The organism is Methylobacterium sp. J-070 (assembly GCF_022829385.1).
In the GTDB taxonomy this organism is placed as follows: Bacteria; Pseudomonadota; Alphaproteobacteria; order Rhizobiales; family Beijerinckiaceae; genus Methylobacterium.
Map to the genome: position 1 here is coordinate 71629 of NZ_JAKSXX010000165.1, position 19358 is coordinate 90986.

General features: G+C 67.1%; 22 protein-coding genes. 6 read left to right on the forward strand and 16 right to left on the reverse strand.

All coding sequences use genetic code 11. The features are described from left to right. Nucleotides 1-31 precede the first annotated feature (31 nt). On the forward strand, nt 32-211 hold the full coding sequence (locus tag MKL01_RS16355; RefSeq protein ID WP_243906264.1) for a hypothetical protein: 180 nt from the start codon (nt 32-34) through the stop codon (nt 209-211). Between the two features lie 449 nt (nt 212-660). Then, nucleotides 661-1155, forward strand: a complete 495-nt coding sequence (locus MKL01_RS16360) for a ferritin-like domain-containing protein (RefSeq protein WP_243906265.1) — start codon at nt 661-663, stop codon at nt 1153-1155. Between the two features lie 31 nt (nt 1156-1186). On the opposite strand, the gene MKL01_RS16365 is transcribed toward MKL01_RS16360, so the two are convergent. Continuing rightward, nucleotides 1187-1741: a hypothetical protein gene (locus MKL01_RS16365; RefSeq protein ID WP_243906266.1), complete on the reverse strand. Its 555-nt coding sequence runs from the start codon at nt 1739-1741 to the stop codon at nt 1187-1189. Between the two features lie 80 nt (nt 1742-1821). Between MKL01_RS16365 and MKL01_RS16370 the strand changes: the two genes are divergently transcribed. Beyond that, entirely contained in the window at nt 1822-2100 is a 279-nt protein-coding gene (locus tag MKL01_RS16370; RefSeq protein ID WP_243906267.1) for a hypothetical protein, read from the forward strand. Nucleotides 2101-2108: 8 nt separating this feature from the next. Here the strand turns inward: MKL01_RS16370 and MKL01_RS16375 are convergent, their stop codons facing one another. The 15 genes from MKL01_RS16375 to MKL01_RS16440 all read right to left on the reverse strand — a co-directional run bounded on the left by MKL01_RS16375 (nt 2109) and on the right by MKL01_RS16440 (nt 14061). Further along, nucleotides 2109-2414, reverse strand: a complete 306-nt coding sequence (locus MKL01_RS16375; RefSeq protein ID WP_243906268.1) for a hypothetical protein — start codon at nt 2412-2414, stop codon at nt 2109-2111. Nucleotides 2415-2416: 2 nt separating this feature from the next. Beyond that, nucleotides 2417-5173, reverse strand: a complete 2757-nt coding sequence (locus tag MKL01_RS16380; RefSeq protein WP_243906269.1) for a hypothetical protein — start codon at nt 5171-5173, stop codon at nt 2417-2419. 111 nt (nt 5174-5284) lie between these two features. Continuing rightward, nucleotides 5285-5944 (reverse strand): hypothetical protein, encoded by a 660-nt coding sequence (locus tag MKL01_RS16385; RefSeq protein ID WP_243906270.1) that lies wholly within the window; start codon nt 5942-5944, stop codon nt 5285-5287. A gap of 96 nt (nt 5945-6040) precedes the next feature. Then, nucleotides 6041-6364 (reverse strand): hypothetical protein, encoded by a 324-nt coding sequence (locus tag MKL01_RS16390; RefSeq protein ID WP_243906271.1) that lies wholly within the window; start codon nt 6362-6364, stop codon nt 6041-6043. A gap of 130 nt (nt 6365-6494) precedes the next feature. Further along, nucleotides 6495-7094, reverse strand: a complete 600-nt coding sequence (locus MKL01_RS16395; protein ID WP_243906272.1) for a hypothetical protein — start codon at nt 7092-7094, stop codon at nt 6495-6497. Then, nucleotides 7094-8167 carry a S49 family peptidase gene (locus MKL01_RS16400; protein ID WP_243906273.1) on the reverse strand — a complete coding sequence of 358 codons (1074 nt, stop codon included), beginning with the start codon at nt 8165-8167 and terminating at the stop codon, nt 7094-7096. The genes MKL01_RS16395 and MKL01_RS16400 overlap by 1 nt, the downstream gene beginning before the upstream one ends. A 236-nt stretch (nt 8168-8403) precedes the next feature. After that, nucleotides 8404-8748 (reverse strand): hypothetical protein, encoded by a 345-nt coding sequence (locus MKL01_RS16405; protein WP_243906274.1) that lies wholly within the window; start codon nt 8746-8748, stop codon nt 8404-8406. A gap of 88 nt (nt 8749-8836) precedes the next feature. Beyond that, on the reverse strand, nt 8837-9193 hold the full coding sequence (locus MKL01_RS16410) for a hypothetical protein (protein WP_243906275.1): 357 nt from the start codon (nt 9191-9193) through the stop codon (nt 8837-8839). A gap of 1070 nt (nt 9194-10263) precedes the next feature. Further along, entirely contained in the window at nt 10264-10683 is a 420-nt protein-coding gene (locus tag MKL01_RS16415) for a hypothetical protein (RefSeq protein WP_243906276.1), read from the reverse strand. Next, nucleotides 10680-11105: a DUF6074 family protein gene (locus tag MKL01_RS16420; protein ID WP_243906277.1), complete on the reverse strand. Its 426-nt coding sequence runs from the start codon at nt 11103-11105 to the stop codon at nt 10680-10682. Before MKL01_RS16420 ends, MKL01_RS16415 begins: the two co-directional genes overlap by 4 nt. After that, a complete protein-coding gene (locus MKL01_RS16425; protein ID WP_243906278.1) occupies nt 11102-11554 on the reverse strand; it encodes a hypothetical protein in 453 nt (150 codons plus the stop codon). The genes MKL01_RS16420 and MKL01_RS16425 overlap by 4 nt, the downstream gene beginning before the upstream one ends. Before the next feature lie 10 nt (nt 11555-11564). After that, the gene (locus MKL01_RS16430; protein WP_243906279.1) at nt 11565-11822 is read right to left on the reverse strand and encodes a hypothetical protein; all 258 of its coding nucleotides are present in this window, start codon (nt 11820-11822) and stop codon (nt 11565-11567) included. 10 nt (nt 11823-11832) lie between these two features. Further along, entirely contained in the window at nt 11833-12036 is a 204-nt protein-coding gene (locus MKL01_RS36240) for a helix-turn-helix transcriptional regulator (protein ID WP_409566267.1), read from the reverse strand. 97 nt (nt 12037-12133) lie between these two features. Then, nucleotides 12134-12802: a hypothetical protein gene (locus MKL01_RS16435; RefSeq protein ID WP_243906280.1), complete on the reverse strand. Its 669-nt coding sequence runs from the start codon at nt 12800-12802 to the stop codon at nt 12134-12136. Next, nucleotides 12799-14061, reverse strand: coding sequence for a tyrosine-type recombinase/integrase (locus tag MKL01_RS16440; protein WP_243906566.1), 1263 nt, complete (start codon nt 14059-14061; stop codon nt 12799-12801). Before MKL01_RS16440 ends, MKL01_RS16435 begins: the two co-directional genes overlap by 4 nt. A gap of 696 nt (nt 14062-14757) precedes the next feature. On the opposite strand from MKL01_RS16440, the gene MKL01_RS16445 reads away from it, so the two are divergent. The 3 genes from MKL01_RS16445 (at nt 14758) to MKL01_RS16460 (ending at nt 19255) form a co-directional block, all read left to right on the forward strand. Continuing rightward, nucleotides 14758-16347 (forward strand): putative bifunctional diguanylate cyclase/phosphodiesterase, encoded by a 1590-nt coding sequence (locus MKL01_RS16445; protein ID WP_243906281.1) that lies wholly within the window; start codon nt 14758-14760, stop codon nt 16345-16347. Between the two features lie 482 nt (nt 16348-16829). After that, entirely contained in the window at nt 16830-17495 is a 666-nt protein-coding gene (locus MKL01_RS16455; RefSeq protein WP_243906282.1) for an SCO family protein, read from the forward strand. Nucleotides 17496-17665: 170 nt separating this feature from the next. Then, nucleotides 17666-19255: a glucan biosynthesis protein gene (locus tag MKL01_RS16460; protein WP_243906283.1), complete on the forward strand. Its 1590-nt coding sequence runs from the start codon at nt 17666-17668 to the stop codon at nt 19253-19255. Nucleotides 19256-19358: the final 103 nt, after the last annotated feature.

Genomic DNA, 19358 nt, shown 5'->3' on the forward strand with positions numbered 1-19358 from the left:
GCGCATTCCGAGATCCTACAGGGAGAGGCGTATGCCGAGGATCAGCGTGAAGCTCGCCGGCGACGGTACCCACATGGTGGTGCAGGACCAAGATCCCGTAGCCAGCGGGATGAGCCTGGACGAGGCGGAGAACTTCGTCACCTTCCTACGCGTGGCTGCCCGGGTGAAGCGGACACGACGGCTGCCCGACACGGTGCGCTGCAAGCGCTGACACAACGCCGCGTGCAGCAGCGCTTTATCGCGCCGCACCCCATATCCGTTGCAACGCACACGCGGGCTTGCCCGGTGCCGCACGGAACTCCCCAATGTCTACTTTGAAAGACCGCGCCGCTGCGCGCGTGCTACTCGTGCCTGCGGCTGTTGCACCGAGCTATGCCGACGTGATGGCGCGGGTGCCGCGCGTGCAGATCGCCAAGCGCCGCCCTACGGCAGATCGTGACCTGCCGGCGGTATGCTCGTTTGGCTGAGATCGATGGCCTGCTCTTCAAGGGGCAGGCCTCATCCCACCTTCAGCTTCTCCATCCTGCTGCCAGCCTCGTACCATGCAGAGGTGAGCCGCACAGGAACATCGCTGCTCCCCAACCAGTTTCCAACATGAGCGCGCAGGATTGTCGTCTGCGGCCACAAAAATAATACCCGACTAATTATCAGGAGGCCGCCATGGGTCTATTCACAGCCGACATCAAGACGTTGGATGATCTGTTTCTACATCAGCTTCAGGATATCTACTATGCTGAGCAACAGATCACAAAGGCTCTGCCGAAGATGATGAGCAAGGCCACTGATGCGCAACTCAAGCAGGGATTTGAGATGCATCTGAAAGAGACGGAAGGCCAGATCAAGCGCCTCGAACAGGTGTTTCAAATGCATGGCCACAAGCCGAAGGCGGTCGATTGCCCGGCCATCGATGGGATCATCAAAGAGGCCAACGAGACGGCTGGCGAGATCGGCGACAAGGAAGTGCTCGACGCCGCGCTAGTAGCTTCGGCTCAAGCCGTCGAGCACTACGAGATTACGAAGTACGGCACGCTGATCGCCTGGGCCAAGCGGCTGGGCCGTGATGACTGTGCCAGCGTGCTGCAGCAGACGTTGGACGAGGAGAAGGCCACGGATCAGAAGCTCACCGCCATGGCCGAGAGCAAGATCAATCAGTAGGCTGCCTGACAGCTGCGCTCCGGGGGGCGGCTTATGAAGCCGCCTTACCGGGCTTGCTCTTGGCGATCCGCAGCCCCGCCTTCCTTCGGCAGATCCGCAGGCCAATAGCCGCCAGCTTCGGCCTGAAGGCCTCCACAGCGGCCCGGAGAGCTGCCTCGTCCTCCCACCGGCCGGCGGCCAGCAGGGACGGCACGGGATGCCGCCCCTTGCTCACTAGGACCTCCATGGTACGCAGGAGAGCCCCACCGCAGCCAACGCCGCCGAGCGGTCCAAGCAGCAGCATGCCGGCGACGTCGACAGCGGCGAGCTTTCCGGCCGGCGACTTCACGCCAAGGCGGACCTCGGAGCGGATCCTGTCGACCTCGGCAGCCAAGCGCACGGCATCGGCCTCCTTGGCCAAGGCGCGCTCGTGCGCGCGCTTGGCTCGTACCATCGCCGCATGCAGCCGATCACGCGCGGCGTATTCGGCGTGACGAGCGACTCGCTCTTCGGGGCTCATCACGTGTTTCGGCGCAGGGGTGCGATGGTAGACGTTATGCTGCCGCGCCGCCTTGCGCGCCGCCGCGATCAGATCGACGTCAGGCATCAACAGCTACCATCGAACGGAGCACGACTCGCTGCGTTGCCCCAGCGAGCCCGAACACGGGCCGAACGAAGGAAACGCCTATGAACACGAAGATTTTCAGCCTCATAGCTGCCTTTGCCTTTGCCTTTGCTCTGACTGGCGCCGCCTACGCCCAAACGCCAGCTGGCGGCGGCAGCACCGAGGGCAACATGAACAATCCCGGCAGCGTGAAGAGCAACGGCCAGAAGGCGACGGAGGGCACCGCTGGCGCCACCACCGGTTCGACGACGGGTGCCACCGGCGCTGCGTCGGTCCCCGGTACGGGCACCTCGCGGCCTGGCGTCGGCATGGGCGGCAACACCACTGCGCCGGCCCGGTAGGCTCCTCGTCAGTTGAGCCGCGCTGGCACGTCCACCAGCGCGGCGCTAACGGCCGCTTGCTGATCCGCGACCGCGGCCGCCGGATCCTGAGTCATCGCCTCGATGAAGCCGCGCGCCCTCTCGTGCTGCGGGCCCTCGCCGAGACCAGCAAGCGCAGCCTCGCGGACCGCCGTGCGGTCCGTGTCGTCGAGGGCGGCCATGAGGGCCGCGTTGACCACGGTCAGGGCCCGGACGTGATCGATGGTCAGGGTGAGCGCTTCCGTCATCACCATGGCGTGGCGCTCCAGTGCATCGATCCGATCATCTGCCATCATCGTCACTCCGCGCCTGCGCCAGGCGTCACGCCATCCGAGAATGAAGCGCTCGATCGCGCCCGCAACATGCCACCGTTGACGCTGGCGATCGCGCCGTTCGCCTGGCTGCTCAGCCTGATGATCGTCTCCAATTGCTGGATGGCCGTGCCAGCACCCGCAATGGTGACGGCAGGGGCGATCGTGAGCTTGCTCAGCTCGTCGCCTTTGGCCTTCACTTCCTCGAGCTTCTCTTTCGCGGTGTCGGCTCCCGACACCTCGACCTTCGGTCCGCCCATGCCGGCCGGGACCGGCAGGTTCATGGTGGTCGGATCCTTCGTGCTGGCGCGGGTGCTGCCGAAGATGGTCTCACCCCAGGTCTTGGGCCGGTGAGTCGAGAAGGTGCCCCCGCTGGCGCCGATGCCGCCGCCGACGTCCACACCACCACCCGGACCCCAGCCGGCCGGGTAGCTCTCGATACCGCCCGGCTTTCGGAACAGCTTGCCGTTCCCGTTCATGCGGTTCGCGTTCGGCAGGGTGGCATCCACGAAGCCGACGCCCGCCGCGATCGCACCGATGCCCAGGCCGGCCGTGCCGATGAAGCCGAGCGCGCCGAGGCGACCGGCGACCGTGCCTGGGCCACCGCCCGGGATCTTGCCCAGGACACCAGCCCCCCCGAGTTCGGCAGCTGCGGCCGTCAGGGCCGCGGCCGAGCCGTCCAGCGCCACAGCGGAGGATCCCAGGCCGAAGCCCGTAGCGATGCCGTAGGAGAGCGCGCCAGCCCCCGCCAGGGCGCCACCAGCCGCGACGGCGCCGGCCGTCATCGCCAGCTTGGGGTGGTCGGATGCGACCGCCGCCAGGCTGTTCAAGGCGGTGGCCAGCCCTGTGATCGCGGTGGCTGCAACGGCCATGCCGGGCGACGTGGCTGCCGAGGTCAGGTTCTCCAATGAAGCCTTGAGCGCCGTGCCGGACACCTGCGGATCCTGGGCGAGGTTCCGCGCGTAGATCTCGTCCATGCTGCCGACGCCGGTCATCAGACCTTCGTCTTTGTGCAGCCGCTGCCGCATCTTCAGCTGGGCAAGCTCATTGGCGAAGAAGTTGGCGTTCTGGTTGCGGAATAGGGTCGCGAGGGCCTGCTTAAGCTGCTCCTGGTCATCGACGTTGATGCCCTTGCCGTCCTTGCCGCCGTGCTTGGCCAGCGCCGGCAGAACATCGTCCTCCATCCACTGCAGTGGGTCGGCGTGCGCGAGCGCGGTGTTCTTGATCGCACCCGTGCGCCAGCCCACCGCATGGCCCGCCTTCATGATCGCCTGCTTGGGATCCAACAGGCCGAGCCGCTTCCATTCCTCGGCCTGCTTCATGTCATTCACTTTGCCGTCGATCACGCTGTTGAAGGCGTTGGCCGCGGTGCCGGCGCGGTCGCCGCCGCTGGTACCCACCAGCGAGGGCATGATCCCGGTCAGGAAGCGTTCGTTGTAGCCCTGCAAACTCGACTTGGCCTGCTGGGCGAAGTTCAGCATCTCGGTCGGGTTGAAGTTGCCGCGGGTAAAAACCATCGCGCGGACCAGTTTTCCGGTCTCGCGTTCGAAGTTCTCGCCGTTGCCAGCCGTGCCGCGCTCTTCCGCGAACCGAGCCATCTTGTTGCCCATCTCGCCGGCGTCGTCCTGCACCTTATCGCCGGCGGCCGCGTGCACCACAGATGCCGCCTTTTGCATGAACGTGAGATGCTCAATGGCGTGATGGAGGCTCCCGAACGCGCTGGTGGTCTCGTTGACCACCTTCAGGTTCTCCTCATAGCTCGCGGTCGGCACGGCGGCGGTGGTGTGCTGGCTGGCCGCCGCGATCTCGCGCAGCTCTTCCGGCGTGCGGCCAGCGTTCATGAGGGCAACCTGCTCATGCTGCAGGTTCGCCCCGGTCTTCACGCCATGCTCGATACCGCCCAGGATGCCATGCGCCGAGGCGTAGCCGGCCGCGCCGGCCGCCACTGTGCCGACAACACCATGGTGCTTCACCCAGGCATCCCGATCGCCATGGCCGCCGCGCCGCGCGCTATGTGCGGCCGCGGCAGCCTCGGCACCGGCACGGGCAGCGGCACCCAGGCCACCGACACCGCCCATGCCGGCCTTGAGCCGCGCGTTGGCCGCCGCGGCCGCCTGCCGGCGGCTGTCGGCCGTGGCCATCTTCTCGGCGAGGGCGTGCGTCTTGGCCGCCGTGGCAGCCTTATGCTCGGCACCGGACACGCGGCCGAGTAGGGCAATCTGCTCGCGCAGATGGGCGTTGGCCGCCTCGGTCTCGGCCGCCAGGGCCTTCTCTGCGGCGCCCAGGGCGAGGCCCCGGCCAGCCCGGCCGACACCACTGGACAGCAGCTCGTTGCGAGCCATGCGCACGGCCCGGCCGCGATCCACGAAGGCGTCCTGAAGGGCCGCCTGCCGCTTCATGGCGGCCGCGTGGGCCTTCTCTGCGGTTCGGATCGCCCGGGCCTCGCCGGTGGCCTGAACACGGGCCAGGGCGGCGGCTTCCTTGGCAGCGGTGGCGCGTGCCTGCCGAAGGGCCGCGCCCTGCTCTTTCAGGGCCTTCGAGTTCGCGCGGAACGCGTCGATCCGTGCGCCCTTGCCGGCCAGGGCATCGAGCTGCTTGAGCGCCGCCGCGCCGGCCGTGCCCAGCTTTTTCAAGTCTTCACCGCTGGCACCGAGTCGCTTCAACGCCTCGGCATCGGCCTTTGCTTTTGCGGCGAGGCCATCGTCTTTCAGCTGTAAGGTGAGTGTGCTGGTCAGATTGCTCATTTCATCTTGCGCCCATGTTCCTCAATATGATCCGCTCGGCCTCCAACCACTCCTGGCAGAACTCATCCCAGGGCATGGCGGCCAACTCGGCCCGCGTGCCGCCGAGGGTGTTCAGGATGTCTGCGCGGTATGATCGCCAACCGGCGGGGGCGAAGGCTCGGGCTGCGGCGCCTGCAGACGGCGCAACCGGGAAGGCAAAAAATCCGACACCACCTCCATTACCTTGTCGGTGTCGTCGGGATCCAAGGCGTCCATTAGAGCGTCGGGTATGGGTGCCCCGGCCACGTCGAAGAACACCGGGAAGCGCAGGGCAGCGCTGGCTTCTCTCTGGGCCATCAGCCTGTCGAAGTATTCGGCCAGCTGACCCGTGGTCGGCCGGGCGACCACGATGGCCTCGTACGCCTGGCCGCCGTAGGACAGCGGCCACTCCAGGGCGACGGTCCGCGAGCGCACGCGCGATCCGATGAAGCTGGGCGCCGCAATCGCCGGCTGCGTCGGTACGGGCGAGGCAGGCGCCGCCGCGCCGGCCTGCTGGCCGGGCGCGGGCTGATCGGGCGCCGCCGGCTTGTTGGCCTCGATGCTGGCGGCGACGTAGGCCTTGAAAGCAGCGGCCGGATCGAAGGGTACCGCCGGATCCGCGGCGGCCTCGGGCACCTGCGCGGGCGCAGGCTCAGAGCTGACGGCCGGCATCGGCGCCAGCCCGGGCGGGGGCGACACGGACGGCGCGACGGTCGCGGCATTCATCGGGCCCGGCCCATCGGTGCGCAGCATCGTCAGGATGTCGCCCGAGAGGGCTGGGGCAGCGGGGTTGGCCATTGGAGAACTCTGGGCGGGAGGAACGAGCGGCGTGGGGGGGGATTCGGAAACTTACGGCAGCGCGACCCCGGCCCTCGCGATGACGATGCTGCATTCGTCCCCGCGGAAGGGGAGAAGCTGGCTCACACCGCCATGGCTGCCATGGGCACCGATCGTGTCCGGGCGATTGCCCATGCCGGACACGAAGCGCTTAAGATGCACACCCACTCCCACCGGCGATTGTAGGCGCAGCCGGAGGTCCTGGCCTGCCGCCTCGGCAGGGATCTCCGGAACGACGGTGGCCGCCTCATCAGCGAGTGTCACAGTCTGAGAGCTGATGATGGCGAACTCATCATCAAAGTTCGCGCGCGCTAATACTTCAATGATTACATCCATCGCTCTCATCCTCGGATTAGTTGCGGCCGTATCACCTTGACCGGCATCTTCCCTTAAGGTGCGGGCCCGGAGGTGACTTCCCGTTGTTCGGCTGGCCGCGTCGCCGGCAATGCTCGCCCGCGTGACTGAACTACCTTCCGCGCACGATCTCGATCTCGTCCCGCAGTCGCGCGACCTCGCGCGCGTACGGGATCTCGACCGGCGGCGGCGCAGTGGTCTCACCCGCCGAGACGCTTGGATCTGCCGGGTCGGGGATGCGGGGAAGGTCATAGCGGCGGCCGCCGAGGGCGGTCCGTGCGACGTTGATTCGAGCCGCCGCGTGCCGAGCTCGCGCGATGGCGGCATCGAACTCCCGGATCGCATCGCCCTCAGCTAGATCGAGGTCCTGGAACGTCGCCTCCCGCACTGCCGCCCAGGCGGGGCCGATCTGAGCATGGAGAGCCTTCAGAGCCGCCTGCGCCGGGGCCGCCTCGGCCGAGGCGAGCGTGAGGTCCAATCGGGCTGCTTCCAGACCTACCACGGCGTCGGCGATGGCTGCTGGGCCTTCCGCGCGAGCGACGTCGCTCTCGGCGACCCGAACGGCGGTGTGGGCCTTCTGCACGCGCTCCAGGGCGGCACCTGTGACCCTAGCCTGGCGCTCTCGCTCGCCAAGCAGGGCGTCGAGCGCGGCGATCGCGGCCTCGGCGGTCACCACCGGCTCGGCCTCGCGCTGTGCGGCTGCGCGAGACATCACCGGCGGCCGCCGGTTTCGGCCTCGGCCGACGCCTTCGCGGCAGCGGCCCGGCGCGCGGCGTAGATGTCGCCGGCGTTGATCCGCGAGGCCTTCCTCTCGCCCTTGGGGTCTTCCGCTTCAAGGTTGAGAGGCTGACGCCCTTCCTTGGCGGCGATGAACTTCTCGGCATCGCTCGCGCCGGCCTCGACCTTCGGGGAGACCCTGAGGATGGCGCTGGCCTCCTCAGGGGAAAGGCTAGTCTCCAGCGCTACAGCGAGGGCCTGCGCCTGCCGATCCTGCGCATGCTCTGAGCCCATGATGGCCCGGATCCGGCCGCGTTCCTCCGCGCGGATCCGCTTCTCGTCTTCGTCCACGGTCTTGCTCCTGGTGATGGTGGCTCCCGCACCGGTTCGGGCGGGCGCTCTGGTGGGACGTTTGGTGCTCACGCGGGCCGCGTCGGCCACGGCGTCATCGAAGGTGCCAACCGCATCGGCGAGGCCGGCCTTCACGGCCGCCTCGCCCGTGTAGGTCCGAGCCTCGGTGGAGCGGATCGCCTTCTCGGACAGCCCCGGCCGGCCGGCGGCCACGGTGGCAACGAAGGCGTCGAGGATCGCCTCGACCTCGGCCTGCAGGCTGTCGCGCACGTCGTCTGGCAGCGCGGCGAACGGGTGCCCATCGACCTTGCGGGCACCGGCGTGGATGAAAGTCGGTTTCAGCCCGGCCTTGGCCAGCGCGCGGGATCGATCGATGTGCATCATCACGACGCCGATGCTGCCACTGACGCCGCTGGGGATGGTGATGATGCGGGACGCCCCGGAAGCGATCGCGTAGGCAGCTGATGCCGCGAGGCCGTTCACCACCGCTGTCACCGGCTTCACGGCGGCGAGATCGCGGACCACCTTCGCGGTCTCGAATGCGCCGATCGCCTGGCCGCCTGGGCACTCGATGTCGAGCACGACAGCCTTCGCGTGCGGATCCGTCCCGACCTGACGCAGCTGCTCGGTCAGCCCCTCGTAGCTGATCAGACCGGACGACGCTCCGATCCATGCGCCCCGGTGCACGAGGCTGCCGACGATCGGCACGATCGCCACGCCCTCGGGCGTGCGGGAGTAGCTCAGCGAGGTACCGCGCTCGCGATCATAGCGGCTGCCGGCGAAGCGTGAGGCTCCCGGTTCCGGGGTGCCGGCCTCGTGGCCAGGCCCCTCGACCAAGCCGCTGGCGTCGATGCCGATCCGCCCTTCGAGGACATGGGCAAGGACTGCGAGCTTGTCGGGTGATAGCAGGAGCGGCCGGTTCAGCGCCGCGTCCGCGATGCGCGCCAGTATCGTCACAGCGCACGTCCCGCGAACGGCCCTCGCGGTCGCCGCTTCACGGACCACACGACACCATCGGCGTCCGTATGAAGGCGCAACATGCCGCCGTCGCCGGTTGGCATCACCATGGAGGCGCCGGGCGTCTCCAGGATGCTCTTGATCCGGGCACGCTCTTCTCGCGCTCCCTCGATGTAGCTCTCGGCCCACGCCTGGGCGAACTCACCTACGTAGGCGGCCCGTTCCTCAAGATCCTGAAAGTCGCTGCGGAGGTCGGCCGCGACCTCGGCGGCCTGTCGACCGCGTTCTAGGGCCTGAGCCCGGAAGGCGGCCTCAGCGGCGGCAACGACATCGGTGGGCAAGGGCTCGAACATCCCCTGAAACTGCCTCAGAGAAGAGCGGCGCGGCAGACGCTAAACCCTGCCACCGCGCGACATGTCGCGACAAAACCTATGCCGGGCTGCCGCGCCATTCGCGCAAGGCCGGCAGGTCCACCACCCAGCGGCCGGTTGGGCTCTTCCAACCGCAGCCGCTATCCTCTGCCCAGCGCTGGGCAGTCCGCTTCGACACACTAAGTGCCTGCGCCGCCTCGGCGATGCTGACCCGGTGATCCCCCCGGTGCTCGACCGGTCGGAAGATAGACACGGCGTCCAACTCGACGCCCCGGGTGCGAAGTTCCCCTTCATCCTCCGCCAGCAGGGTGAGGAGCATGCGGCGACGGGTCAGAAGCTCAGCGACCCGGGAATGGTCGCGCTCGACGGCGAGCCCACGCGCCGGGGGCGTGGGCTCGCGATCACCGGCCGGCATGGCAAGCGGCATCCCAGGCCAGCGAGATCAATGACTTAAGTCGCATATTGATCCAATCCAACCTGAAAAACGGAGACTCGAAAAACAGCCAAGTGTCGGACTGCGGGGCGGTTCGGCACCCACCTGGCCGTAGACGGTCCCTAAGAGCTGCCCGGGGGAGACGGTGCTTGTCGCCATCGAGGATCCTCCTGCATGGGCTAGGGAAGGCCGCTGGCGCCCGTCGTGACCTTGCAGGTGGTCAAGTGGCCAAGCTGGGCAGACGGTCGTCCTGCGCCCTGCCAGCGAGCTCGGCCAGAACCCGACGACTTGATCTGCGTTGGCCTCGGTCATTCTGGAGTGCCGATGCCCGACGCAGAGGAGGACGAGTTTCGCAGAGAAATACGAGCGCGCCTCGCCTCCGCACCGTCAGCAGAGGTGATGCAGCAGATGTATGCGGGTCGAATCCTGACATGGCTTGCCGATACGGATGACCCGGCCAGTGCAGGCGACAGCGAGCGCAAACGGTCGCGGCGGAGGAAGTCACGGCGGCGATCACAGATGAAGAGACGCGAGGGACATGCGGGGACATCGGCGTGACGTCCCGCCATGTCCCCGTGACATCTTCCAGCCGCGAGGGTGATGGGGCGTCGTGACCGCGTCCCGCTCAAGCGGGCGCGAGCGGTCACGCGGCCACCCGCCATCTTGGTCCCTTGTGTACGACTGGAGAACCGTCGAGTTTCCGACGGTAGGGCAAGCTCTGGGTCTGCCGGGGACGAGGCTGTGACACCTGGATGCGCGCCGGTCGGATCGGTCGCCTTGGGGCGCCGACCGCCGGACGCTCAGGGCGTGCGAGAATCTTGGTTGGGTCTCGCTTATAATATCCTGGATAGGTCCTGGTATAATCCTGGATAGTGCGCACAAGCTGCTTCGCATTTGATGCGCACAAGCTACTGCGCACCCCCTGCGAAGAAGCTGCTTCGCATTTATGGCGGCGATAAATGCGCAAAAGACGTTCGCATTTATGGGCATGTAAATGCGAAGCCTGGAGTGCGCATTTATGCAGCGAACAAACCGGGGGAAGGTAGGCTGTCTCATGCCGCCTCCCGGACCGGTCGGAGAAGCCGTAGTCGGTAGCGGTTTGCGTGCCCGGCCCCCCGGCTGACGGTCACGTCGAGGTGCCCGCGGTCTTGCAACGACTTCAGCGCCATCTGGACGCCGCGCCGGCTCACATCGAGCTCGGAGGCGAGCCAGCCGTGCGAAGGATGGGCGTAGCCTTTACGTCGGTCGACGCATTGGCTCAGCTCGATCGCGAGGCGGTACCCGAGCGGCGGGAGTTCCGGGTCACGAGCGATCTGACGAAGCCACAGGAAGACGTTTCGGGCGGCGCTCTTGCCGCTCGACAGCTCTGCAGCGCTCGCGGCACGATCATGTCCGCTCAAGGGGTCGAGGTCAGGCGGCTCGACTGCGTCTTGAGCGGCCGAGCGCGATGGTCTGCTGGCATGCATGTTCAAGCCGCCGACCCTCCGCCTGAACTGTAGGAGGGCCGCCCATCGGCGATCCAGACCACTCGCGCGACGGCCTTCTCCAGCCTGGCTAGCTCATCCTGAATCGCGTCGGGCGACATGCCCATCCTGCGCAGGCGAACACCGATCGGCCGGAAGCGCTTGTCCAAGAGCATGGCTCGGCACCGGCGGCCGTGCCGCTCGCGAAGGCTCATGAAAGCGTCCGCAAGCTCGGTGATGAGACGACGGTCTCGACTGGCCGGGAACGGCAAGAGCACCGCTGTGCCCTCAGGGATAGGCTCCGGTACGATGTGGGCCTGGGTTAGTTCGGCCACGAGATTACGCTCCCGGGGTCGACGCCGCTTCGATTTAGGCGGCGGTTGATCGGCTGGCCTACCGCTGAACAGGGGCAAGTCGGGGAGGTCGTTCATGTGGCGCCTCCCATCCGCTCGTTCATGGCCTGAAGGCAGGCGTCGGCACCCTGCTGCAGAGCATCCGCCCGAACCTTTTCGATCAAACAGGGTTCGCTGAGCGGGTTATCCTGCGGGCGCTCAAGTTCGAGGTCGATGCTTTCCCGAAGCGCCTCCACGGCCTCGGCATACGTGCTGATCTCCGGGCTTCCAGTTCCATCATCGACAAGGGCGTTGAACAGGTAAGCTATGTGGTCCGGGAGCTTGCCCGTCAGAGCTTCCGCGTACCCGCAGATCTCGCTGAGAGACCTGTCCTTTCCGAAGAACGGCACTGCCGGCTCATCCAAATAGTGCCGCTGCCCAGTCTCGGCATCTAACCAGCCGATATACATCTGCTCTTTATTCAACTTGTTCCAGAACAAGTATTTCGCGACAGCGAGGTGGAATGCTTCTTTGAGGTCTGCAGACATGCGGGCCTCCTTAATGCCGAGGTCCGACGACAACATCGTCGTGCACCGGGTACTGGCCCTCGGCGCATTCGCCAGCGGCGATTATGGCATCTTCGTAGGATAGCCCATCCCACATGCTGCAGACGCTGCCGTCGTCGAGCTCCATGTCGACGAAGAACACTTGCTTCATGAAGTACTCAAGCATCGTCCCGCCGGTCACCATGGACGACCAGATGCGGATGGCAGTGACGTTGAAGGTCTGGTCTGGATTGGGGGAGGGTTCGCTCAAGGCCGCCCCCTCACGCTGCTGTCGCGGAGCGGAGCGGCTGGCGCTCGCGGGTCGCCAGCCAAGTCTCGATCTCGTGCTCGGGCCAAGCGATTCGACGCTCGCCGATCTTGATGGGGTCAGGGAAGCGACCCTTCCGCCGTAGGCGATGAAGGGTTGCGCCACTGAGACCAGTCATGGTCTCGACTTCGCGTTGAGTGACGTACCGGGCGCTCACGGCTACCTCCTGAAATGTCGGGTAGCCATCTGATTAGACACGGCTCGTCGGGCCGTGACGGGGGTAAATCGTTTTTATTTTTGCGCTTGATCTACCCCTACCTCGCAGAGCCCACCGCAGCGGAAAGCATCCGGTACTCGGCTATCTCGTCCCGCAGGTCCGCGCTCTCGGAACTGCGGTACCAGTCTACGAATTGATCGACCATGTCGGAGGTGACGCACTCGACCGGGTTGATGTATTCGGAAACAGCAATCACCATTCGAACAAAATCACCTTGAATGTTGCCATCTTTATTTTTTGACGTCGCGGCTCTACGCTCGGTTGCATCTTCATAGATCATTGCAAGGCGGATCCAAAAGCGCCTACGGAAGTAGACGGCTTCCTTGCCGCTCTGAACCGGCACTTCCTCTAACGCCGTTTTCACGCCGTTGCGCAGAGCTCGAAGCGGAGAGAAGTCGTCCTGGATGATCGCTTCGAAATCTACGTCTTCCGAGGCAGCCGGATCCAAATTGGCATCGAGCCAATCACGACTATCCGCAAGCTCGGCCATGAGTTCGTCGCAGAGATCTACGATCAGATTGAGCTTTTTGGAGCGAGCTTTACTCCGGAGGCCGACCCTACGCTCGCGCCTATATCTACTTACGGCTTGAATGATCTCCTCTCCATACCGATCAATCGCGGACTTTCCGCCGAGAGCGGGACACAACTTCAGCCAAAAAGAGGCCGCGCGATCGGTACGGGAAGGCGGGATGGCCTCTACCGTCATGCCTGCCTCCCCACGACAGAGCCGACGTGCCGATCCCAGGCCTCAAGCGCGGCCCGTTTCTCAGCGAGGCGCTCATACAGATCGTAATGCCTGCCGTGCACATCGTCCTCGACGTGCGCGAGGACGGCCTTGCGATCCTCACGCACGACCTTGAGCCGTGCGAGCCCAGTACCGACTGTCCGGCGGAAGTCGTGCGGGGTAGGGGGCTTCTCCTGCAGCGATGCCACCGCATCTCCGTCGCGTTCCTCTTGCTCAAGGTTGGCAATCAGGCGGCGCATCGCTTGGCTGAGTGAGTGGCGCGCCAGCGTGTCCCGGGCGACGAAGCGGCTGGAGAAGACCCGCAGTCTGTCCCCATCCATCCGTCGCCGCTCGATGGCTTCCTGGAGGATCTGGAGCGCGCTCGGCGGCAGCGGTACTACGTGAAGCCGCCGAGCCTTCATCCGCTCCGCAGGGATCTCCCAGCGCGCTTCACCGGGGCGGTCTAGCTCGTACAGCTCCGATTGCAGGATCCCGGCGACTTCGCCCGGCCGCTGACCAGTGAGCAGTAGGAACCGAAGGGCATCGGCCACATCGCGGGACATGCCCTCGCTCCGGGCGAGGGCCGTCCAGAGGACGCGGACCTCCCGGTCCGAGAGAACTCGATCCTTCGCCACTTCGACCGAGCGCTTGCGGAGGCCAGCGATCGGGTTCACCTCAAGGTGACCTTCTTCGACACTCCAGTTAAAAAAGGTCACCAATACCGTTTGTGTGCGGTTAGCGCTGACCGGTGCGACTTTCTTGATGCCGTCGAGGAAGTTGATCGCATCCCGGCGGGTAATGCTCGAAGCCGCACGTTTGCCCCATGCGCCACAAGCTCTTCGCAGGTAGCCCTCATCGTTCTTCCAAGACGACTTCCGCGGCTTCGCGTACTCTTCGATGTAGCGGTCGGCCAACACCCCGAACGTCAGGATGCTGTCGGCTGCGGACTTGCGCGCCTTCAGCTCGCGTTGCGGATCTCCACCATCGGCGACCGTCACACGGTGGCGGGCCGCTCGCTCGCGCGCATCGGCCAGGGTGAGATCGGCAAGGCGCCCGAGAGTAACGCGCTGGTAACCACCTCCGACCTTAGGTCTGTATCGGAAGGACCATGTGCCAGAGCCGTTCGTGCCCATGCGGAGGCATAAGCCAGGCGTCTTCGCGTCCCAGACCTCGAGCCGCTCAGGTGGCGGCTTTGCCGTTAGGCCGGTCACGTAAGTGTGGGTCAAATTCACCACCGGCATCTCGTGCACTAGTCTCCGCGGAGCTCTGGGGTGCGGCTGGGGTTCAACGTTGTTAAACGTCGTGAACCCCAGCGCGAACGCCTGACGCGGAAAGATACGCTACGACAATGAGATGTGAAGCCCCATGAGACTTGTTGACTCCCCCTGAATGGCCAGTTTGGGAGGCTGGGGGACAGGGGGTCGTCGGTTCAAGTCCGGCCACTCCGACCATTCGACCGCAGGGCCGGACTCATCGACTGGCATCCGACCGGCCGCCCCGTCGGTCGCGAACGTCCCGGCGCAGCCGGACCAGACCCGCAACCATCGCGCCATCGCATCGGGAACCGCCGGGCCGGATCCATCACGATCCTGTCGCCTCACGCGGGCACGCGAGCCGCCCGCAACGCTCCCGGCGGAACGGAAGCGCTCCTTCCCCGCCCCCCGGATCGGCCCGCCGCGCGGGTCCCGAGACCTTAATTTTTTCCCTGAACCCGGCCCAGCGCCAGATTTGTCCGCGGCCATGCTGTGGGCGTCGACGATCCGGCCATGCGTCTCAGCAGCCTCATCAACCCGTCGGCCGCACGGTATCGATTTAATCCGCCGTCAACCAACGACTTTGATCACTTATCAGAAAGCACAGGTCAGGTTGAGAATGAGATTCACTGCCTTTTAGCGTTTGGCGTGCTCTTTTCACGCGTTGAAAACCGGATACAAAACATGTCGCGTGAGACGTCGAACGCCTGGGGCCGCGGCGAGATGTACGAGACCCTCTGCCTGCTCGTCATCGGGGTGGGCATCTGGTTCGTGGGCGTCACCCTGGGGACGTTCGATTCCCTTCAGGGCGTCATCGTCACCTACGGTCTCAACGATCTCCTGATGCTGGCCGCCTGCATGGGGCTGGCGCTGTGCGGGGCCAGCGTCCGCAAGTCGATCCTGCTCCGCCGCCTCATGCTGGAACGGGACGCCGCCGCCGCACAGGCCGAGGCGATCTCGCGGCATGACGGCCTGACCGGACTGGCCAACCGACGCCGCTTCATCGACGCGGTCGGGCGGTCGCTGTCCGCGGTGACCACCGGCTCATCGGCTGCGGTCCTGCTGATCGATCTCGACCGGTTCAAGCCGGTCAACGACCTGTACGGCCACGCGGCCGGCAACGCGGTTCTCTGCGCCGTCTCCGAACGCCTGCAGCAACTCCTGCCGTCCGGCGGCGTCGCGGCCCGGCTCGGCGGCGACGAGTTCGCCATGCTGGTCCCCGTCGAGCAAGGCAGCGAGGGCCTGACGCGTCTCGCACAGGCGGTGATCACCAGCATCGCCGTGCCGGTGTCGTGGAACCAGAACGATCTCAAGGTCGGCGCCACGGTGGGCGTAGCCGTCGTCGCCGCGGACCACGCGGATGCCGACGCGGTCCTGCACGCGGCCGATCTCGCCATGTACCAGGGCAAGAAGGACGGACGCGGCAATTACCGCTTCTTCCGGAGCGCCATGGACGAGGAGCTCCGGACCCGGGCCCGCCTGGAATCGGAGCTGCGCCTCGCGATCGAGACGGGCGCCATCGAGCCATACTATCAGCCGGTCGTGTCCCTGCCCGAGAAAGAGATCGTGGGCGTCGAGGTGCTGGCGCGCTGGCGCCACCCGACCCGTGGGCTCGTCAATCCGGCCGAATTCATCCCGATCGCCGAAGAGACCGGGATGATCGCCGATCTCAGCTACAACCTGATCCGCCGCGCCTGCATCGACGCGCGGGCGTGGCCCTCCCATCTGATCCTGGCGGTCAACATCGCGCCGCACCAGTTCCAGGATGCGTGGCTCGCCGAGCGCATCCTGGCGATCCTCACCGAGACCGGCTTCCCGCCGCGGCGCCTCGAAGTGGAGATCACCGAGAGCGCCCTGATCCAGGATCTGGAAGCCACCCGCGCCACGCTCCTGTCGCTCCGGCAACTCGGCGTGCGCATCGCGCTGGACGATTTCGGCACCGGCTACTCGAGCCTCTACCACCTGCGCGAGCTGAAGTTCGACAAGCTGAAGATCGACCGGAGCTACGTCGACGCGATCACGATGAGCGACGAGCGCGCCAAGCTGGTCGACGCCATCATCAAGCTCGGCACCAGCCTCGGCCTGTCGACCACGGCGGAGGGCATCGAGACGGATGCCAGCCTGCACTGGCTGTCGGACCAGGGCTGCAATTTCGGGCAGGGCTACCTCTTCGGCCGGGCGATGCCGAAGGCGGAGATCGATGCCGTCCTGAGCGCCCAGGGCGACCTGGCATCCTGGCCGGCGCCGATCGACGCCTTCGCCGAGGCCTCGTAGAGACGGCGCGTCTTCGGGCACGGAGGGGCAACTCCACGAAGCACTTTCGCGGCGGAACCGCGACCCGGTCGAAGGACCCGGCCCACACGTGCGGCGCACGTCGCATCCCGACACCTGTGAGCGGGCGGCCGAGCATCCCGCCGCCGCTCGGATCCGCCGTCGGATAGGGGGCGCTGCCGTCGAGAAAGGGTCGCGCCAGGGCGTGCGCGTCGACCGGCACGTCCCATTCCGCGACGATGTCCTCCAGCACGCCGATGAACACCACCTTGATCAGGACGGTGCGCTGGTAAGGCGACCGCGTGGGCGGCGTCGCGCTGCGGAGCGTCGGCCCGGGCCTGCGGGTCGACGGGGATCTGCCGGGCCACAGGCGGCGCCCGGGCCAGCGCCGGGATGGGGGGCGGGGCAACCGGGGTGGTGCGGCATCGCGCGGGTCGACAGCCACCCCATATCCGGCGCAACGCTGCGCCGTCCGAGGTCACCGCATGGCACCGAGCCCCCTCGCCCTGTTCGCATCCGCCGCCCTCGTAGCCATGGCCGCCGCCGGCACGGGCGCGATCGTCCTCCAGCAGGGCTCGCAGTTCAGCCACCCGCGGCGCGTCGGCGGCCCCTTCGCCATGGCGGATCTCGACGGTCGACCCGTGAGCCAGGCGGACCTACTCGGGAAGCCGACAGCCCTGTTCTTCGGCTTCACGCAATGTCCCGAGGTCTGCCCGACCACCCTGGCGACGTTGACGGACGCGCTCGGCCGGATGGGCCGGGACGCGGACCGCCTCAACGTGGTCTTCGTCACGCTCGACCCGGAACGCGACACGCCCGAGACCCTGCGCGCCTATCTGGCCTCGTTCGATTCCCGCATCCGCGGCTTCGTCGGCACGCCGGATCAGGTCGCCCGCATGGCGGATGCCTACCACGTCGCCTACAAGCGCCTGCCGACCACGGACGGCGCCTACACGATGGAGCACTCGGCCAGCGTCGGGCTGTTCGACCGGACCGGCCGCATGGTGGGGGAGATCGGCTACGGCGAGGATCCGGCGCGGGTCCTGTCCAAGCTGATCACGCTGGCCCTGCCGGGCCAGTGCGCGCCCGGGGGCGGCGCCAATCTCTGGACCAGCGACGGCACCACCGGCGCCTGCAGCCCGCGCAGCTGAGCGGCCTCGCGGCGAACGCCATCACCGCCCTGCGTCGGACGTCGAGATCCCCTCACAGGTCCGCGGGGCAGCACCTGCCCCGGGGCGGGCGACGCGTTGGCTTGTCGGCGCCGGTCTGCTTAGAGGCCGTCGCGGGTCCGAAGGACCCGATCGACTCGAAGGGTTCCAGCTTGATCACGCGCCGCGTCCTGACCGCTCTCGGGCTGCTCGCCCTCGCGCCGTATCCGATCGCCGCGCGAGCCGCCTCCGGCGGACCGCGTCTTGCGCCCCCAGAACCCATGGATTTCGACCGGCTGAAGGATCTCGCCCGGTCGCTCCGGGACCGGGCCTACGCGCCGCCGCCCGAGGCGCCCGCCTCGGCGGCCCTCGACGCCCTGACCTACGGGCCGCTCCAGGAGATCCGCTACCCGCCCGCGCACGCGCTGTTCCCCGAAAGCCCGTACCCGGTGACCTTCTTCCATCTCGGCAACTTCTTCCGGCACCCCGTGAAGGTCTACGCTCTGGAGGGCGGCCAGGCGCGCGAGGTTCGTTACGGCCATGACCTGTTCACCTACCCGGCGGACAATCCGGCCAAGGACATCCCCGACGGCGCCGGCTTCGCGGGCTTCCGCTTCCAGAAGGCGCCGGCCGGTCAGCCCGGCGACGACGGCGACTGGCTGGCCTTCCTGGGCGCGTCCTACTTCCGCGCCGCCGGCGACGGGGAGCAGTACGGCGCGTCGGCCCGGGGCATCGCCATCGACACGGCGCCCGGTCCGGGGAGGAGCGAGGAGTTCCCGGTCTTCACGCGCTTCTACGTCAGCCCCGCCGCCGACGGTGCCGTCACCGTGCTGGCGCTGCTGGAGGGTCCCAGCCTGACCGGGGCCTACCGCTTCGTCGCCCGCAAGGCGCCGCACGTCGTGATCGACGTCGCCTGCACGCTCTACCTCCGCAAGACCGTCGAGCGGTTCGGCCTCGCGCCCCTGACCTCGATGCTGTGGTATTCGGAGGGCCCGAGCCGCTTCCTCGCCAGCGACTGGCGGCCGGAGGTCCACGATTCCGACGGCCTGCTGATGCAGACCGGCGCCGGCGAGCTGATCTGGCGCCCGCTCAACAACCCGCCGCGCCTCAGCGTCAGCGCCTTCGCGGATCATTCGCCCAAGGGCTTCGGGCTGCTGCAGCGGGACCGCACCTTCGACCACTACATCGACGACGGCTTCGAGGAGAACCGCCCCGACATCTGGGTCGAGCCGCAGGGCGACTGGGGCCGGGGCAGCGTCCAGCTCGTCGAGATCCCGACCCATCAGGAGACCGACGACAACATTGTCGCCTTCTGGGTGCCGGCCGATCCGCCGAAGGCCGGAGCCGACAGCAGCCATGCCTATCGCCTGCACTGGGGAGTGAGCGAGCCGGTCACCACCGATCTCGCCCGCTGCGTGGCGACGCGGGCGACCAAGGCCTCCTGGCTGGCGCAGTCCGATCGGCGCCCGGGCCGGGCCAACCTCGTCCGGCAGTTCGCGCTGGAATTCGCCGGCGCCGCCCTGTCGGGCCTCGATCCGGAACGGGCCGTCGTCGCGCTGACGCTCTCGCGGGGCAGCGCCGAAGAAGTCGGCGCGACCTGGGCGCCCTACGGCAAACCCAGCCCATGGCGGGTCTTCCTCAAGGTCTACGCGGAGGGGCCCGAGCCGGTCGAGATGCGGCTGCAGCTCAAGGCGGGAGACAGGCTGCTCTCCGAGACCTGGGCCTACCAGTACTATCCGGAGGCCGCCGGAACGGTCCTGTGACCGGCGAGTTCAGCGCACTGGCGCAACACCCGCTCGTCCCCAACAGACTCCCGGCCCTGGGGGCCGCGCCCCGGCCCACCGATCCGTCACCGCATCCGAGGCC

What these genes read in the sequence shown, in the direction of transcription:
- MKL01_RS16355 (WP_243906264.1), top strand. Translation starts at nt 32, where the DNA reads ATGCCGAGGATCAGCGTGAAGCTCGCCGGCGACGGTACCCACATGGTG.
- MKL01_RS16360 (WP_243906265.1), top strand. Translation starts at nt 661, where the DNA reads ATGGGTCTATTCACAGCCGACATCAAGACGTTGGATGATCTGTTTCTA.
- MKL01_RS16365 (WP_243906266.1), bottom strand. Translation starts at nt 1,741, where the DNA reads ATGCCTGACGTCGATCTGATCGCGGCGGCGCGCAAGGCGGCGCGGCAG.
- MKL01_RS16370 (WP_243906267.1), top strand. Translation starts at nt 1,822, where the DNA reads ATGAACACGAAGATTTTCAGCCTCATAGCTGCCTTTGCCTTTGCCTTT.
- MKL01_RS16375 (WP_243906268.1), bottom strand. Translation starts at nt 2,414, where the DNA reads ATGATGGCAGATGATCGGATCGATGCACTGGAGCGCCACGCCATGGTG.
- MKL01_RS16380 (WP_243906269.1), bottom strand. Translation starts at nt 5,173, where the DNA reads ATGAGCAATCTGACCAGCACACTCACCTTACAGCTGAAAGACGATGGC.
- MKL01_RS16385 (WP_243906270.1), bottom strand. Translation starts at nt 5,944, where the DNA reads ATGCTGCGCACCGATGGGCCGGGCCCGATGAATGCCGCGACCGTCGCG.
- MKL01_RS16390 (WP_243906271.1), bottom strand. Translation starts at nt 6,364, where the DNA reads ATGGATGTAATCATTGAAGTATTAGCGCGCGCGAACTTTGATGATGAG.
- MKL01_RS16395 (WP_243906272.1), bottom strand. Translation starts at nt 7,094, where the DNA reads ATGTCTCGCGCAGCCGCACAGCGCGAGGCCGAGCCGGTGGTGACCGCC.
- MKL01_RS16410 (WP_243906275.1), bottom strand. Translation starts at nt 9,193, where the DNA reads ATGCCGGCCGGTGATCGCGAGCCCACGCCCCCGGCGCGTGGGCTCGCC.
- MKL01_RS16420 (WP_243906277.1), bottom strand. Translation starts at nt 11,105, where the DNA reads ATGAACGACCTCCCCGACTTGCCCCTGTTCAGCGGTAGGCCAGCCGAT.
- MKL01_RS16425 (WP_243906278.1), bottom strand. Translation starts at nt 11,554, where the DNA reads ATGTCTGCAGACCTCAAAGAAGCATTCCACCTCGCTGTCGCGAAATAC.
- MKL01_RS16435 (WP_243906280.1), bottom strand. Translation starts at nt 12,802, where the DNA reads ATGACGGTAGAGGCCATCCCGCCTTCCCGTACCGATCGCGCGGCCTCT.
- MKL01_RS16440 (WP_243906566.1), bottom strand. Translation starts at nt 14,061, where the DNA reads ATGCCGGTGGTGAATTTGACCCACACTTACGTGACCGGCCTAACGGCA.
- MKL01_RS16445 (WP_243906281.1), top strand. Translation starts at nt 14,758, where the DNA reads ATGTCGCGTGAGACGTCGAACGCCTGGGGCCGCGGCGAGATGTACGAG.
- MKL01_RS16455 (WP_243906282.1), top strand. Translation starts at nt 16,830, where the DNA reads ATGGCACCGAGCCCCCTCGCCCTGTTCGCATCCGCCGCCCTCGTAGCC.